This is a genomic window from Streptomyces sp. NPDC098101, from assembly GCF_044760185.1.
GTDB lineage: Bacteria > Actinomycetota > Actinomycetes > Streptomycetales > Streptomycetaceae > Streptomyces.
In genome coordinates, this window is the sequence record NZ_JBIWAS010000009.1 from 154,227 (window position 1) to 168,666 (window position 14,440).

General features: G+C 70.9%; 18 protein-coding genes and 5 tRNA genes. 8 read left to right on the forward strand and 15 right to left on the reverse strand.

The window, feature by feature from the left end:
• Window positions 1-118 precede the first annotated feature (118 nt).
• A complete protein-coding gene (rpmB, locus tag ACIQVI_RS30985; RefSeq protein ID WP_003957616.1) occupies window positions 119-304 on the forward strand; it encodes a 50S ribosomal protein L28 in 186 nt (61 codons plus the stop codon).
• Between the two features lie 151 nt (window positions 305-455).
• Here rpmB and thiD read toward each other — a convergent pair whose 3' ends face one another.
• Together thiD and ACIQVI_RS30995 are read right to left on the reverse strand one after the other, a co-directional pair.
• The gene (gene thiD / locus ACIQVI_RS30990) at window positions 456-1,250 is read right to left on the reverse strand and encodes a bifunctional hydroxymethylpyrimidine kinase/phosphomethylpyrimidine kinase (RefSeq protein ID WP_351969690.1); all 795 of its coding nucleotides are present in this window, start codon (window positions 1,248-1,250) and stop codon (window positions 456-458) included.
• On the reverse strand, window positions 1,247-2,209 hold the full coding sequence (locus tag ACIQVI_RS30995; protein ID WP_351969689.1) for a thiamine-phosphate kinase: 963 nt from the start codon (window positions 2,207-2,209) through the stop codon (window positions 1,247-1,249). Before ACIQVI_RS30995 ends, thiD begins: the two co-directional genes overlap by 4 nt.
• Window positions 2,210-2,442: 233 nt before the next feature.
• Between ACIQVI_RS30995 and ACIQVI_RS31000 the strand changes: the two genes are divergently transcribed.
• Together ACIQVI_RS31000 and ACIQVI_RS31005 are read left to right on the forward strand one after the other, a co-directional pair.
• Complete coding sequence (locus ACIQVI_RS31000; protein ID WP_017947604.1) at window positions 2,443-2,676, forward strand: Lrp/AsnC family transcriptional regulator; 234 nt, start codon at window positions 2,443-2,445, stop codon at window positions 2,674-2,676.
• Between the two features lie 20 nt (window positions 2,677-2,696).
• Window positions 2,697-3,194, forward strand: coding sequence for a DUF3515 domain-containing protein (locus ACIQVI_RS31005; protein WP_351969688.1), 498 nt, complete (start codon window positions 2,697-2,699; stop codon window positions 3,192-3,194).
• Between the two features lie 67 nt (window positions 3,195-3,261).
• Here ACIQVI_RS31005 and ACIQVI_RS31010 read toward each other — a convergent pair whose 3' ends face one another.
• From ACIQVI_RS31010 to ACIQVI_RS31020, 3 genes are all read right to left on the reverse strand, one after another.
• The gene (locus tag ACIQVI_RS31010) at window positions 3,262-4,401 is read right to left on the reverse strand and encodes a D-alanine--D-alanine ligase family protein (RefSeq protein WP_403601906.1); all 1,140 of its coding nucleotides are present in this window, start codon (window positions 4,399-4,401) and stop codon (window positions 3,262-3,264) included.
• A 74-nt stretch (window positions 4,402-4,475) separates the two neighbouring features.
• Window positions 4,476-5,477, reverse strand: a complete 1,002-nt coding sequence (locus ACIQVI_RS31015; RefSeq protein ID WP_403601909.1) for an NAD(P)H-dependent glycerol-3-phosphate dehydrogenase — start codon at window positions 5,475-5,477, stop codon at window positions 4,476-4,478.
• A complete protein-coding gene (locus ACIQVI_RS31020; RefSeq protein ID WP_351969685.1) occupies window positions 5,474-6,226 on the reverse strand; it encodes a lysophospholipid acyltransferase family protein in 753 nt (250 codons plus the stop codon). Before ACIQVI_RS31020 ends, ACIQVI_RS31015 begins: the two co-directional genes overlap by 4 nt.
• Before the next feature lie 126 nt (window positions 6,227-6,352).
• On the opposite strand from ACIQVI_RS31020, the gene cofC reads away from it, so the two are divergent.
• Window positions 6,353-7,000 carry a 2-phospho-L-lactate guanylyltransferase gene (gene cofC, locus ACIQVI_RS31025; RefSeq protein ID WP_403601913.1) on the forward strand — a complete coding sequence of 216 codons (648 nt, stop codon included), beginning with the start codon at window positions 6,353-6,355 and terminating at the stop codon, window positions 6,998-7,000.
• A 10-nt stretch (window positions 7,001-7,010) separates the two neighbouring features.
• Complete coding sequence (locus ACIQVI_RS31030; RefSeq protein WP_403601915.1) at window positions 7,011-7,220, forward strand: hypothetical protein; 210 nt, start codon at window positions 7,011-7,013, stop codon at window positions 7,218-7,220.
• A gap of 79 nt (window positions 7,221-7,299) precedes the next feature.
• Here ACIQVI_RS31030 and ACIQVI_RS31035 read toward each other — a convergent pair whose 3' ends face one another.
• The 4 genes from ACIQVI_RS31035 to leuC all read right to left on the reverse strand — a co-directional run bounded on the left by ACIQVI_RS31035 (window position 7,300) and on the right by leuC (window position 10,504).
• Complete coding sequence (locus ACIQVI_RS31035; RefSeq protein ID WP_351969683.1) at window positions 7,300-8,004, reverse strand: HU family DNA-binding protein; 705 nt, start codon at window positions 8,002-8,004, stop codon at window positions 7,300-7,302.
• A 143-nt stretch (window positions 8,005-8,147) separates the two neighbouring features.
• A complete protein-coding gene (locus ACIQVI_RS31040; RefSeq protein WP_015036430.1) occupies window positions 8,148-8,375 on the reverse strand; it encodes a hypothetical protein in 228 nt (75 codons plus the stop codon).
• Window positions 8,376-8,479: 104 nt separating this feature from the next.
• Window positions 8,480-9,073: a 3-isopropylmalate dehydratase small subunit gene (leuD, locus tag ACIQVI_RS31045; RefSeq protein ID WP_351969682.1), complete on the reverse strand. Its 594-nt coding sequence runs from the start codon at window positions 9,071-9,073 to the stop codon at window positions 8,480-8,482.
• A 6-nt stretch (window positions 9,074-9,079) separates the two neighbouring features.
• Complete coding sequence (leuC, locus tag ACIQVI_RS31050) at window positions 9,080-10,504, reverse strand: 3-isopropylmalate dehydratase large subunit (RefSeq protein WP_403601920.1); 1,425 nt, start codon at window positions 10,502-10,504, stop codon at window positions 9,080-9,082.
• A gap of 140 nt (window positions 10,505-10,644) precedes the next feature.
• On the opposite strand from leuC, the gene ndgR reads away from it, so the two are divergent.
• Window positions 10,645-11,361 carry an IclR family transcriptional regulator NdgR gene (ndgR, locus tag ACIQVI_RS31055; RefSeq protein ID WP_053644579.1) on the forward strand — a complete coding sequence of 239 codons (717 nt, stop codon included), beginning with the start codon at window positions 10,645-10,647 and terminating at the stop codon, window positions 11,359-11,361.
• A 140-nt stretch (window positions 11,362-11,501) separates the two neighbouring features.
• Here the strand turns inward: ndgR and ACIQVI_RS31060 are convergent.
• From ACIQVI_RS31060 to ACIQVI_RS31085, 6 genes are all read right to left on the reverse strand, one after another.
• Window positions 11,502-11,574, reverse strand: a tRNA-Glu gene (locus tag ACIQVI_RS31060).
• Between the two features lie 18 nt (window positions 11,575-11,592).
• Window positions 11,593-11,664: transfer RNA gene (locus ACIQVI_RS31065), tRNA-Gln, on the reverse strand.
• Between the two features lie 18 nt (window positions 11,665-11,682).
• Window positions 11,683-11,758, reverse strand: a tRNA-Glu gene (locus ACIQVI_RS31070).
• Between the two features lie 84 nt (window positions 11,759-11,842).
• A tRNA-Glu gene (locus tag ACIQVI_RS31075) sits at window positions 11,843-11,915 on the reverse strand.
• Between the two features lie 43 nt (window positions 11,916-11,958).
• A tRNA-Gln gene (locus ACIQVI_RS31080) sits at window positions 11,959-12,030 on the reverse strand.
• Between the two features lie 92 nt (window positions 12,031-12,122).
• On the reverse strand, window positions 12,123-12,845 hold the full coding sequence (locus ACIQVI_RS31085) for an HAD family hydrolase (protein ID WP_351969680.1): 723 nt from the start codon (window positions 12,843-12,845) through the stop codon (window positions 12,123-12,125).
• Between the two features lie 165 nt (window positions 12,846-13,010).
• Here ACIQVI_RS31085 and ACIQVI_RS31090 point away from each other — a divergent pair, with 165 nt between their 5' ends.
• Both ACIQVI_RS31090 and ACIQVI_RS31095 read left to right on the forward strand, forming a co-directional pair.
• Window positions 13,011-13,454 carry a peptidase inhibitor family I36 protein gene (locus tag ACIQVI_RS31090; protein WP_351969679.1) on the forward strand — a complete coding sequence of 148 codons (444 nt, stop codon included), beginning with the start codon at window positions 13,011-13,013 and terminating at the stop codon, window positions 13,452-13,454.
• Between the two features lie 5 nt (window positions 13,455-13,459).
• Window positions 13,460-14,371 carry a hypothetical protein gene (locus ACIQVI_RS31095; RefSeq protein WP_403601925.1) on the forward strand — a complete coding sequence of 304 codons (912 nt, stop codon included), beginning with the start codon at window positions 13,460-13,462 and terminating at the stop codon, window positions 14,369-14,371.
• Window positions 14,372-14,440: the final 69 nt, after the last annotated feature.

A 14,440-nucleotide genomic window follows, 5' to 3' on the forward strand; every position in this document is an offset into this window, starting at 1 on the left:
CGTTGTATGCTGCTTCGGTTGCCCGGTTCAATCCGGGCCGTTCCCCGGCAAGCCACTTCAGACTCCTGATTCCGGTGCGCCGGATTTCACTGTAATTCTGAAGTCTTTGGAGTGACCCGTGGCTGCCAACTGCGACGTCTGCGGCAAGGGGCCGGGCTTCGGCAACAACATTTCGCACTCGCACCGCCGTACGTCCCGTCGCTGGAACCCGAACATCCAGCGCGTGCGTGCCGTGGTCGGTCGGACGCCGAAGCGGCTCAACGTCTGCACCTCGTGCATCAAGGCCGGCAAGGTCTCGCGCTAACCGCGACGTTCCGTCGTAGCGCAGCCCCTGCGGTTGCCTTGAGAGGCCGGTTCACCTCGGTGAACCGGCCTTTTGCCATGCCCGAAAACGGAAACGGGAGCGGGAGCGGGAGCAGGTCCGGGGGCTCGTGAACCCCCGGACCCCGGCCCCCTCAGTCCCTGAACCGCCAGCCGTGGTCGACCGGGCCTATGCCCGTCCCCAGGCCGAATCCGGCGCCGATCGCCCCGGTCACGTACTCCTTGGCCCCCCGTACGGCCTCCGGCACCGTCAGGCCCTTGGCGAGCCCGGAGGCGATGGCCGAGGCGAGCGTGCAGCCCGTGCCGTGGGTGTGCCGGTTGTCGTGGCGCGGGGCGCGCAGCCAGTGCTCCTCCTCGCCGTCGGTGAGCAGGTCCACCGCCTCCCGACCCGTGGGCAGGTGCCCGCCCTTGATCAGAACCCACTGCGGCCCGTACGACAGGATCCCCTCGGCGGCGGTCCTCATGTCGCTCTCGTGCACGACGTGCACGCCCGTGAGCTGCGTCACCTCGTCCAGGTTGGGCGTGGCGACGGTCGCGCGGGGCAGCAGCTCCGTGCGGACGGCGTCGAGCGCGGACGCGGCGAGGAGCGGATCGCCGTGCTTGGAGACGCCGACCGGGTCGACGACCACGGGCGCGTCGGTGTCCGCGAGGAGTTCCGCGACGGTCTCCACCAGCGGGGCGGTGGCCAGCATCCCGGTCTTCACGGCCTGGACGCCGATGTCGTCGACGACGGACCGGTACTGGGCGCGCACGGCCTCCACGGGCAGTTCCCAGACGCCCTGGACGCCCCGGGAGTTCTGCGCGGTGACGGCGGTGAGGACGCTCATGCCGTGGACGCCGAGCGCCAGCATCGTCTTCAGGTCGGCCTGGATGCCCGCGCCGCCGCCGGAGTCGGACCCGGCGACGGTGAGCACCAGCGGCGGCCTCACTCCGTCTCCCCGAAGTGGTCCCAGCCGCCGGTCGCGTGCCAGGGCGCGCCGTCCACGGTGACCTGGGGCAGCGCCGAGGGGTTGAGGACCTCGCCGATGACCTTCCAGCGGGCGGGCAGCTTCACGTCCGGCGGGAAGGTGGCGACGATGGCGTGGTCCTCTCCCCCGGTGAGCACCCACTGCATGGGGTCGACGCCGACGGCCTGGCCGATGTCGTTCATCTGGGTGGGGATGTCGATGAGTCCGGAGCGCAGGTCGATGCGGACCTTGCTGGCCTCCGCGATGTGGCCGAGGTCCGCGATGAGGCCGTCGCTGACGTCGCACATGGCGGTGGCGCCGAGTCCGGCGGCGGCCGGGCCCGCGTGGTACGGCGGTTCGGGCCTGCGGTGGGCCTCGACGAAGGCGCGCGGGGAGCGGAAGCCGCGCGAGAGGACCGCGTAGCCGGCGGCGGACCAGCCGAGCCAGCCGGTGTAGGCGACGACGTCGCCGGGCTGGGCGCCGCCCCGGGTGACCGGGTCGTGGTTGCGCAGGTCGCCCAGGGCGGTGATGGAGACCATGATCGTGTCGCCGCGCACGACGTCGCCGCCGACCACGGCCGCGCCCGCGACCTGACATTCGTCGCGCAGGCCGTCCATGAGTTCGGTGGGCCAGGTGACGGGGAGTTCGGCGGGGACGACGAGGCCGAGGAGGAGGGCGGTGGGGACCGCGCCCATGGCGGCGATGTCGGCGAGGTTCTGCGCGGCGGCCTTGCGGCCGACGTCGTACGCCGTCGACCAGTCGCGGCGGAAGTGACGTCCTTCGAGGAGGATGTCCGTGCTGGCCACCACGCGCCGGTCGGGGGCGGAGACGACCGCGGCGTCGTCGCCGGGCCCGATCCGTACCGCCGGGGTGGAGGTGAGCCGGGACGTGAGCTCTCTGATGAGCCCGAACTCGCCCAGCTCTCCGACTGTGCCCTTCACCGCGTCTCACCTCGTGTCTTCGTGCCGGCCGGCGGGCGGGGGCGCGTCTGGGCGCGCCGCGGGTCGCGGGCCGTCACCGTGCTGGGTACCGTCAAGTAGACCGTCAACTTCTGTCCTGCGTACGCCACGCCCCGGGTGCCCCCGGACGCGCGGGTCTCCCCGCGGCCCGCGGCGACGCGGTACCGTGGCGTCCCTTTCTCCCACAAGATCCTCGTGGTCGCCCTGGAGGTTCCGTGGTACAGGCGTACATCCTCATTCAGACCGAGGTGGGCAAGGCGTCGACCGTCGCCGACACCATCTCCAAGATCCCGGGAGTGATCCAGGCCGAGGACGTGACCGGTCCGTACGACGTGATCGTGCGCGCGCAGGCGGACACGGTCGACGAGCTGGGCCGCATGGTGGTCGCCAAGGTCCAGCAAGTGGACGGCATCACGCGCACCCTCACCTGCCCGGTCGTTCATCTGTAGCCCCCGTCTACGCTTGGCCGGTGACGTCTTCCCACCGGCCCTTCGGCCTGCCCGCCGCCGTCGCGGCCGCCGTGCTGCTGCTGGCGTCCGCCGGCTGTTCCCCTTCGGACGCCTCGGCGTCCGTCGCGGTCCCCAGCCCTCCGGCGGAGGAGGCCGCCCTCTGCCAGGCGCTGGCGAAGGAGCTGCCCGGCACCGTGGCGGGACTGGAACGGAGTGACCCGGAGCCCGGCTCCGAGTTGACCGCCGGGTGGGGTGACGGTGCGATCGTACTGCGCTGCGGGGTCCCCCGGCCCGAAAAGATGAGCGACGCGAAGGCGCAGGGCGTCTCCGCGAACGGCGTGCGCTGGCTGCTCGAACGGCCGGCGGGTTCCGGGCCCCGGTTCACCTCGGTGTACCGGGAGGCGTACGTCGAGGTGAGCCTCGACGCGCGGTACGAGCACGACGCGGGACCGCTCGTCGATCTCGCCGCCCCCGTGGCGGAGACGGTCCCGTGCGCGCTCGAACCGGAGTGCTCCTAGGGGCCTTCCGGCACACGTCTTTCCGGGGCCGGTCGCGTCCTCGCGGCCGGCCCCGGAAGACGTCGTGCTAGCGCAGGCCCGTGGAGCGGGTCAGCGCGGCCTGGAGGAGCCGGTCGACCAGCTCGGGGTAGCTCACGCCGCTCTCCTGCCACATGCGCGGGTACATGGAGATGGGCGTGAAGCCCGGCATGGTGTTGATCTCGTTGATGACGAAGTCGCCGTCCTCGGTGAGGAAGAAGTCGGCGCGGACCAGGCCCTCGCAGGAGACGGCCTCGTAGGCGGCGACGGCCAGGCGCTGGATCTCGGCGGTGGCCTCGTCCCCGATGGGGGCGGGCACGATGCCGGAGGCCGAGTCGATGTACTTCGCCTCGAAGTCGTAGAAGTCGTGGTCGGTGACGGGCGGGATCTCGGCCGGCACGCTGGCGCGCGGGCCGTCCTCGAACTCCAGGACGCCACACTCGATCTCGCGGCCCCGGACCAGGGCCTCGACGATGACCTTGGGGTCGTGGCGGCGGGCCTCCTCGACGGCCTCGTCGAGGCCGGAGAGGTCGTCGACCTTGGTGATGCCCACGGACGAGCCGCCGCGGGCGGGCTTCACGAAGAGCGGCCAGCCGTGGTCGGCGGCGAACTCGACGATCTTCTTGCGGGCGGCGGCCGGGTTCTGCTCCCACTCGCGCGGCCGGACGACCTCGTAGGGGCCGACCGGGAGGCCGAAGGAGACGAAGACCCGCTTCATGTACTCCTTGTCCTGGCCGACGGCGGAGGCGAGGACGCCCGCGCCGACGTAGGGGACGCCGGAGAGCTCCAGGAGGCCCTGGAGGGTGCCGTCCTCGCCGTACGGGCCGTGGAGGACGGGGAAGACCACGTCGACCTCGCCGAGGGCGCGCGGCACGGCGCCGGGCTCGGCGAGGACGACCTCGCGGTTGGCGGGGTCGACGGAGAGGACGACGCCGCCCTGCTCGGACTCGGCCAGCTCGGCGACGTTCGGCAGCGCGCGGTCGGCGATGGCCATCCGCTCCGGGGCGTCGGCGGTGAGCGCCCAGCGCCCGTCCGTCGTGATGCCGATGGGCAGCACGTCGTACTTGTCCCGGTCGATGGCGCTCAGGACGGCGCCGGCCGTGACGACGGAGATGGCGTGCTCGGAGCTGCGTCCGCCGAAGACGACGGCCACGCGCGGCTTGCGGGGGCTCTGGGTGTTCTCGCTCATATCGCGATGAGGGTACCTTGCGGTTCCCGAACTCCTGAGCGCCCCGCCGCGCGCGCGTCCGGACCGGCTCCGGCTCAGCGGCGTTCGGGCTTCGCCGAGCGCGACATGAGCTCCTTGAGGGCGACGACGGGCGGCTTGCCCTCGTGGACGATGGAGACGACGGTCTCGGTGATGGGCATGTCGACGCCGTGGCGGCGGCCGAGATCGAGCACCGACTCGCAGGACTTGACGCCCTCGGCGGTCTGCTTGGTGGCCTCGATGGTCTCCTGGAGGGTCATCCCGCGGCCGAGGTTGGTGCCGAAGGTGTTGTTCCGGGAGAGCGGCGAGGAGCAGGTGGCGACCAGGTCGCCGAGGCCCGCGAGGCCGGAGAAGGTGAGCGGGTCGGCGCCCATGGCGAGGCCGAGCCGGGTGGTCTCGGCGAGGCCGCGGGTGATCAGCGTGGCCTTGGAGTTGTCGCCGAGGCCCATGCCGTTCGCGATGCCGACGGCGAGGCCGATGACGTTCTTGACGGCGCCGCCGAGCTCGCAGCCCACCACGTCGGTGTTGGTGTACGGGCGGAAGTACGGGGTCAGGCAGGCGGTCTGGAGCCGCCGGGCGACCGTCTCGTCGACGCAGGCGGCGACGGCGGCGGCGGGCTGCCGGGCGGCGATCTCCTTGGCCAGGTTGGGGCCGGTGAGGACGGCGACGCGCTCGGCGGGGACGTCCGCGACCTCGGTGATGACCTCGCTCATCCGCTTGGCGGTGCCGAGTTCGACGCCCTTCATGAGGGAGACGAGGACGGTGTCGGGGGCGAGGAGCGGCGTCCAGGCGGCGAGGTTGCCGCGGAGGGTCTGGGAGGGGACGACGAGGACGGTGAAGTCGGCGCCGGCGGCGGCCTCGGCCGGGTCGGCGGTGGCCGTGACCGCCCCGGGGAGTTCGACCCCCGGCAGGTAGTCCGGGTTGACGCGGGTGGCGTTGATCTCCTTCGCGAGCTCCGCGCGGCGGCCCCAGAGGCTCACCTCGCAGCCCGCGTCGGCGAGCACCATGGCGAAGGCGGTGCCCCAGGATCCGTTGCCGAAGACGGCTGCCTTGGTCACTTGGTGCCCCCTTCCGCGGCCTTGCGCCGCTGTTCCAGGCGGGCCCTGCGGTGGTCGTACGGTTCGTCGGGCGCCTTCTCGCCGCGGACCTCCTCCAGGAGGGCGGTGATGGCGGCCATGATGGTCTCGGTGGCCTCGCGGAGCACCTCGGGCGTGGGGTCGAGGCCGTGGAAGCGGGAGAGGTCGACCGGCGGACCGGCCTGCACGATCAGCGTCTTGCGGGGGAACAGCCGGAACTTGTTCTCCTTCGCGTACGGCGGCATCGCGAGGTTCGCGCCCCACTGGGCCACCGGGATGACGGGGGCCTTGGTGAGCAGCGCGACGCGGGCGGCGCCGGTCTTGCCGGCCATGGGCCACATCTCGGGGTCGCGGGTCAGGGTGCCCTCGGGGTAGAAGGCGACGCACTCGCCGCGCTCGATGGCCTCGACGGCGGCGCGGAAGGCGTCGAGCGCGTCGGTCGTCTCGCGGTAGACGGGGATCTGTCCGGTGCCGCGCAGCATCGTGCCGACGAAGGAGCCCTTGAAGAGGCCGGCCTTGGCGAGGAAGCGCGGGACGCGGCCGGTGTTGTACTGGTAGTGCGCGTAGGAGAGCGGGTCCAGGTAGGAGTTGTGGTTGACCGCGGTGATGAATCCGCCGTCGGCCGGGATGTGCTCCGTGCCGCGCCAGTCCCGCTTGAACAGAACCACCAGGGGGGGTTTGGCGATGACCGCCGCGAGGCGGTACCAGAAGCCGATTCTGCGGCGGGGCACGCGGACACCTTTCTCCGGGACTGGGTGGCAGGGGGTCAGTGTCGCCCCGTGCTCCTGGTCTGTCGAGTGACACCGTACGCCCCGGCCCCTCGGGCGGGCCGCACGGGCGGGACAGAATGGTCCGCGATGAACACCGATGCGGACGACGGCTGGTCCCTCGTCGTACCCCTGAAGCCCCTTGCCCTGGCGAAGAGCAGGCTGGCCGCGGCGGCGGGCGCGCGGCTGCGTCCCCGGCTCGCGCTCGCGTTCGCCGAGGACACCGTGGGGGCGGTGCTGGACTGCGCGCGGGTGCGGGAGGCGGTGGTCGTGACCGACGACCCCGCGGCCGGTGCGGCCCTGGCGGCGCTGGGCGCGCGGATCGTGCCGGACCTCCCGGCGGCGGGGCTCAACGCGGCGCTCGCGCACGGGGCGCGGACCGTGCGGATCCGGCGGCCGCACGCGCGCGTGGCGGCGCTCAACGCGGACCTCCCCGCGCTGCGCCCGGCGGACCTCGCCCGGGTCCTGGACGCGGCCCTGGCATTTCCGAGGGCATTTCTCGCGGACGCCGCCGAAATCGGTACGACATTCCTCTCGGCTGCTCCGGGAGTGGAATTGGCACCGGCATTCGGGGGTGCGTCGAGGCTGCGGCATTTGTCGTCGGGGGCGGTGGAAATCCGGCTCGCGGGGGTGGATTCCGTACGCCGGGACGTGGACACCGGGGAGGACCTGGCGGCGGCCCGGGAGCTGGGGCTGGGCCCGCGGACGGCCGCCCGGTGGCTGCCGGCGGCCGGATAGGCTGCGGTCCATGCAGGCGACCGCGTACACGTACGACCCCGAGACCCGCAGCGGCAGCGTGCTGCTCGACGACGGCACCCCGGTGGAGTTCGGGGCGGAGGCTTTCGAGGCGGGCGGGCTGCTGCTGCTGCGGCCGGGGCAGCGGGTGCGGATCGAGACGGAGCCGGGCGGTGCGGGGGCCGTTCCCCGGATCACCCTCGTGACGCTCCAGACCTTCTGAGGGTCCCGGGGGTCCCCGGACACGCCGCGGGCCGGGCTCCCCGAGGGGAGCCCGGCCCGGCGGATCGTTCCCGCACGTCCTACTTCTTGGCAGCGGTCTTCTTGGCGGTGGTCTTGCGCGCCGTCGTCTTCTTGGCGGGCGCCTTCGTCGCCGTGGCCTTCTTCGCGGCCGGCGCGGTCTTCTTGACCGTGGCCTTGGTCGCCTTCTTGGCGGCGGCCGTGGTGGTCTTCTTCGCTGCGGCCGAGGTCTTCTTGGCGGCGGCGGTGGTCGCGGTCTTCTTGGCGGGGGTCGCCTTCTTGGCGGCCGCCGCGGTGGTCTTCTTGACCGGGGTCGTCTTCTTCGCGACGGCCGCGGTGGTCTTCTTCGCCGGGGTCGCCTTCTTCGCGGCAGCCTTCTTGGCGGTGGTGGCCTTCTTGGCGGCGGCCTTCTTGACCGTCGCGGAGGCGCCGCCGGTGAGGCTGCCCTTGGGGGCCTTCTTGACGGAGACCTCGCCGCCCTTGGGGAGCTTCTTCGAGCCGCTGACCAGGTCCTTGAAGCCCTGACCGGCGCGGAAGCGGGGGACGGAGGTCTTCTTCACGCGGACCCGCTCACCCGTCTGCGGGTTGCGGGCGTAGCGGGCCGGCCGGTCGACCTTCTCGAACGAGCCGAAACCCGTGACGGAGACCCGGTCGCCGCCGACCACGGCACGCACGATGGCGTCGAGCACGTGGTCGACGGCTTCGGCGGCCTGCTGGCGACCGCCCATCTTGTCGGCAATCGCTTCTACGAGCTGCGCCTTGTTCACGTCTTCCCCTTCGGAGACATTGCCAGAACGAAAGTGTTCAAGCTTTTTCGCACGTTAGGCATGTATATACCGCAAATCAAACACGAAACGGGCTAATCACCCTAGTGCCGCAACGATGAAGAGCCGTTGCGGAGTTCCTGGTGTCAGTCGTCCTCTGGGAATCGGCCCTCGTCGAGGTCCTTCATCAACCGGTCCAGACGCGTCGCCGCGTCCTTGAGATCGTGCTTCGCCGCGGCCGTCACGACCAGCAGCTTCCGGGACAGCGCCATCCTTACGCCCTCCGGGACTTGCAGTGAGCGCACCCTTGTGTGCGCTTCCTTCAATCGGGCGGCGACTGCCTCGTAGAGCTCGAGTTGGCTGTCGCGTTCCATGCACCGATTGTGCCATCTAGGGCGAGTTGTCGCCCGACAGGGGCTCAACAAGCGACTGCGCCCCCCACCGGAGGGTGGGGGGCGCAGTCGTGGAAAAGCGCTGCTCAGACCGTAATTGTACGGGGTTTGAAGGAGGGCCTGGCCGCCTCGTAGGCGGCGATGTCGGCTTCGTTCTGAAGGGTGAGGCTGATGTCGTCGAGTCCGTTCAGGAGGCGCCAGCGGGCGTTCTCGTCGAGCTCGAAGTCGGCGTCGATCCCGGCGGCCAGGACCTTGCGGCGCTCCAGGTCGACGGTGACCTCGGCGGTCGGGTCGGCCTCGGTCAGCTCCCAGATCGCGTCCACCGTCTCCTGCGGGAGGACGACGGTCAGCAGGCCGTTCTTCAGCGAGTTGCCGCGGAAGATGTCGGCGAAGCGGGAGGAGATCACGGTCTGGAAGCCGTAGTTCTGGAGGGCCCAGACGGCGTGCTCACGGGAGGAGCCGGTGCCGAAGTCGGGGCCGGCGACCAGGACCGTGGCGCCCTGCCGCTCGGGGCGGTTGAGGACGAACTCGGAGTCCTTGCGCCAGGCCTCGAAGAGGCCGTCCTCGAAGCCGTCGCGGGTGACCTTCTTCAGCCAGTGCGCGGGGATGATCTGGTCGGTGTCGACGTTGCTGCGGCGCAGCGGGACGGCCCGGCCGGTGTGCGTGGTGAAAGCTTCCATGGTTCCTCAGACCCCCGCGGGAGTGGCGACGTCGGACAGATCGGCCGGGGAGGCCAGATGGCCCAGTACGGCGGTGGCGGCGGCGACCTGGGGCGAGACCAGGTGGGTCCGGCCGCCCTTGCCCTGCCGTCCCTCGAAGTTGCGGTTGGAGGTGGACGCGGAGCGCTCGCCGGGGGCCAGTTGGTCGGGGTTCATGCCCAGGCACATCGAGCAGCCCGCGTGCCGCCATTCGGCGCCGGCCTCCTTGAAGACCTTGTCCAGACCCTCCTCGACGGCCTGCAGGGCGACCCGGACGGAGCCGGGGACGACCAGCATCCGGACCCCGTCGGCGACCCGGCGACCCTGGAGCAGACCGGCGGCGTTGCGCAGGTCCTCGATGCGGCCGTTGGTGCAGGAGCCTACGAAGACGGTGTCGACCTTGATGTCGCGCAGCGGCTGCCCGGCGGTCAACCCCATGTACTCCAGGGCCTTTTCGGCGGCGAGGCGCTCCGAAGCGTCTTCGTACGAAGCCGGGTCGGGGACGTTCGCCGAAAGCGGGGCGCCCTGGCCGGGGTTGGTGCCCCAGGTGACGAACGGCGCCAGGGCGGCGGCGTCGATGACGACCTCGGCGTCGAAGACCGCGTCGTCGTCGGACCTCAGGGTCTTCCAGTACGCGACGGCGGCGTCCCAGTCCTCGCCCTCGGGGGCGTGGGCGCGGCCCTTCAGATAGGCGAAGGTGGTCTCGTCGGGGGCGATCATGCCCGCGCGGGCGCCGGCCTCGATCGACATGTTGCAGATGGTCATCCGGGCCTCCATCGAGAGCTTCTCGATGGCGGAGCCGCGGTACTCCAGGATGTAGCCCTGGCCGCCGCCGGTGCCGATCTTCGTGATGATCGCCAGGATCAGGTCCTTGGCGGTGACGTCCTCGGGCAGTTCGCCGTCGACCGTGATCGCCATGGTCTTCGGGCGGGCCAGCGGCAGCGTCTGGGTGGCGAGGACGTGCTCGACCTGGCTGGTGCCGATGCCGAACGCCAGCGCGCCGAAGGCGCCGTGCGTGGAGGTGTGGGAGTCGCCGCAGACGACGGTGGTGCCGGGCTGGGTCAGACCCAGCTGGGGGCCCACGACGTGCACGACGCCCTGCTCGACGTCGCCCAGCGGGTGCAGCCGGACGCCGAACTCGGCACAGTTCTTCCGGAGGGTCTCCAGCTGGGCGCGGGAGACCGGGTCGGCGATCGGCTTGTCGATGTCGAGGGTCGGGGTGTTGTGGTCCTCGGTGGCGATGGTGAGGTCGAGGCGCCGCACCTGGCGGCCGTTCTGGCGGAGGCCGTCGAAGGCCTGCGGGCTGGTCACCTCGTGCAGCAGGTGCAGATCGATGAAGAGGAGGTCGGGTTCGCCCTCGGCGCGCCGGACGACGTGGTCGTCCCAGACCTTCTCCGCGAGTGTCCTACCCATCGCTTTCCCTCCGGCCGACGTCTGCGTCGGCACAACTAGAGACCCGTTTCGCGGGCCGTTGTGCGGCCGCCCCACCAGAGTGACAAGTTCCCGGGAAAATTGAACTTGCGTTTCACAGAGTGAGACGCGAATATCGTTGCATGGACAACTCTAGCGGCGTAGGCGTTCTCGACAAGGCAGCCCTTGTCCTGAGCGCCCTGGAGTCCGGTCCGGCCACCCTCGCAGGACTGGTCGCGGCGACGGGACTCGCACGACCCACGGCACATCGTCTCGCCGTGGCACTGGAACACCACCGGATGGTGGCGCGTGACATGCAGGGCCGTTTCATCCTCGGCCCGCGCCTCGCGGAGCTCGCCGCCGCGGCCGGCGAGGACCGCCTCCTCGCGACCGCGGGCCCGGTGCTCACGCACCTGCGCGACGTCACCGGCGAGAGCGCCCAGCTCTACCGGCGCCAGGGCGACATGCGCATCTGCGTGGCGGCGGCCGAGCGGCTCTCGGGCCTCCGGGACACGGTCCCGGTCGGCTCGACGCTGACGATGAAGGCCGGCTCGTCGGCGCAGATCCTGATGGCCTGGGAGGAGCCCGAGCGGCTGCACCGCGGCCTCCAGGGCGCCCGCTTCACGGCGACGGCCCTGTCGGGCGTACGGCGCCGCGGCTGGGCCCAGTCGATCGGCGAGCGGGAGCCGGGCGTGGCGTCCGTCTCCGCGCCGGTGCGCGGCCCCTCGAACCGCGTGGTGGCCGCCGTGTCGGTCTCGGGCCCCATCGAGCGCCTGACGCGCCACCCGGGCCGGATGCACGCCCAGGCGATCATCGACGCCGCCGCCCGCCTCTCCGAGGCGCTCCGCCGCAACGGCTGACGCTGCACCCCTCCTTCTCCGTTCGTCCCGGCCCACCGCTTCAACGCCGCAGCGGTGGGCCGGAGTTGTGTCCGGAGCCGTTCCCGCGGGACGGAACGACGAAGAAGCCCTCCCCCGAAGGGAAGGGCTTCTCCTGTGCGTACCCCCGACCGGATTCGAACCGGCGCTACCGCCTTGAGAGGGCGGCGTGCTAGGCCGCTACACAACGGGGGCAAGATCTGGAATGATCCGCTGGCCTACCTGGACTCGAACCAAGACTAACTGAACCAGAATCAGTCGTGCTGCCAATTACACCATAGGCCACTGGTGGTTTAGACCAGTTGGTACCCCCGACCGGATTCGAACCGGCGCTACCGCCTTGAGAGGGCGGCGTGCTAGGCCGCTACACAACGGGGGCCCTAGCGATCCCACCCGGCCGGAGCCGGGTGATGTCACCGTAGATCCACCGGGAGCTACCCAAGTGACCTACAGGATGGATCTGTACCCCCGACCGGATTCGAACCGGCGCTACCGCCTTGAGAGGGCGGCGTGCTAGGCCGCTACACAACGGGGGCCTTGCGGATCAAGATCCGCGGATTGCAGATGAAGCTCTGCGAGCTGGCCTACCTGGACTCGAACCAAGACTAACTGAACCAGAATCAGTCGTGCTGCCAATTACACCATAGGCCACCGGGGCAACACCCCCACCAGGGGGATCCTGCTCGGCTTGCGCTTTCCGGGTTCTTGCCTTTCGGCTTGCTCCCCTCGGCGCAGGAAGAACATTACCCGAAGGTGGACCGCGCTCCAAAACGGGTATGCCCGCGCAGCAGGCCGGGGAGCTGGCCCAGCTCCGTGATCCGCTCCAGCTCGGGCCGGCCGCCGGTGCCCGCGCGGTCCAGCCAGACGCCCAGGAGCCCGGCCTCCGCCGCGCCCCGGGCGTCGATGTCCGGCTGGTCCCCCACGTATGCCACCTGGTGCGGGGGCAGGCCGAGGGCGGTGCAGGCGGCGTGGAAGGCCTCCGGGGCGGGCTTGGCCACGCCGAGCTCGGCGGCGCACAGGACGGTCTCGAAGCGGTCCCGGACGCCGAGGACGCGGAGCTTGCGCTCCTGGTTGCGGATGCTGGAGTTCGACAGGACCGCGTGACGGTAGTCACGGGCCAGCAGGTCGAGCACGGGGACGGTGTCGGGGAAGAGCGCCCAGGCCGCCTCGTAGTGGACGACGTACCGGTCGAACCAGGCGTCGGCCTCGTCGGGGGTGAGCCCCGGCCGGCCGAGGAAGTCGCGGACCCGGTCGCGCCGCTGGTCCAGGAAGTCGCCGCCCTCGCGCTCGAAGCGGCGCCAGTGGAGGACGGTGAGCTCCCGCCACCGGTCGAGGGCCGCCTCCACCGTGCCGAACCCTTCGAGGAGGCCCTCGGCCGCGAGGTGGCCGCGCATCCCGGCCGTGTCGGCGGTCGCGTAGTCGAAGATCGTGTCGTCGATGTCCCAGAGAACCGCCCGGATAACCATGGCATTCACCGTACCCGAACGGCACGGAAGGAGACCAAACATTCCATTGCACCCGGAATTTGAAATTCCGCATCCTGTGGCGAGGATTGACCTTGACGCTGGCCGGAACGGCCCGGATAGGATCCTTCAGCCCTGCCCGCAACCCATTCTTCAAGGGGAGAAAAGATGAGCCTGCTGCGCCGCTCCGCCTCCATAGCGATCCCCGCCGTACTCGCCGTCGGTTTCGGCGTCACGCCCGCCCAGGCCGAGACGGGTCTTTACTGCAACAACTACTACGACAATTGCGGCGCCTTCTACTTCAACAGCAACACCAGCGGCTCCTACATCGTCTTCACCGGCCTGAAGGGCCAGCAGGGCAGCATTCCCGACCTCGCCCCGTACAAGTTCCTGGGCAATGGAAGCGGCAAGGGCCAGACGGTGAAGAACAACGCCGCCTCGTTCTACAACGGCAGCTTCCAGATCACCACGGTCTTCTTCAACAGCAACTACGGCGGCCCGTGCGACAGCTTCGAGCCGCACGCCACGGCCAAGCAGCTCCGGAACACGTACAACGACAACGCCTCGCTCGGTTTCGGCCGGTCCGGAGTCAACTGCTTCAAGTTCAGCTGACGGGGATGAGACGCCCGGCGCCGACCGCGCTCGTCCTCCTCTGCGCCGTCCTGGCCGGGTGCTCCGCGCCCGAGCGGTCCGGACAGTCCGCGCGGCCCGCTCCGACGGCGAGCGCCCCCGCCGCGTCCACCGCGACCCCCGCCGCCGAGAGCGCGTACACCTTCCGGCTGCCGATGGCCCGTTACAGCTACACCGAGGCCGAATACGCTCTTGTCCAATCCGCCGAGCACGTGCTGGCGAAACGGTGCATGGCGCGCTATTCGCTCTCCTACCGGCCGCCGGCGCCCACTCCCCCGCCTCCGCCCGTGGACCGGCGTTACGGTCTGGCGGAGAAAAGCAATGCCGACCGTTTCGGATATCGCCTGCCGCCGGTCCCGACGCCCTCCCCGGCTCCGGCCGACGAGCGGCTCGGCGCGGCGGAAATTCTCGTCCTGTACGGACGGCAGGGCGTCGGGGGCCGGGCGGGAAAGCTCGAACACCGAGGAAAGGCCGTTCCGGAGAAGGGCTGTCTCGGGCAGGCCATGGAGGATTTCCGCAAGGGGTACGAACATCCCGAGGGGGCCGAGGCGGCGAGCCGGATAGCGACGCGGAGCCATCAGGAATCCCTGACCGATCCGAAGGTGCGGGCCGCGCTCGGGAAATGGTCCGCCTGCATGGCGGAGTCCGGATATTCCTACGCGTCCCCGATGGAGCCGCTGGGGAAATACCTCGAAGGGCCCGTCACGGCCGGGGAACGGGCGACCGCCGGAACGGACGTCGCCTGCAAGCGGAGCACCGGTCTCCTGGAGACCTGGTTCGGCGTGGAGTCGGAGATCCAGCGGCGGATGATCGGCCCGGAGTCGGCGGTCCTGGAGGAGCTGCGCGACCGGCACGCCCGGAAGGTGGCGGCGGCCCGGAGGATCATCGCGGAGGGCTGAGCCCGGGCCCCGGACGCGCGGGAGGGGTACGGCCGGTGGCCGTACCCCTCCCGCGTCGTACGAGCGGTG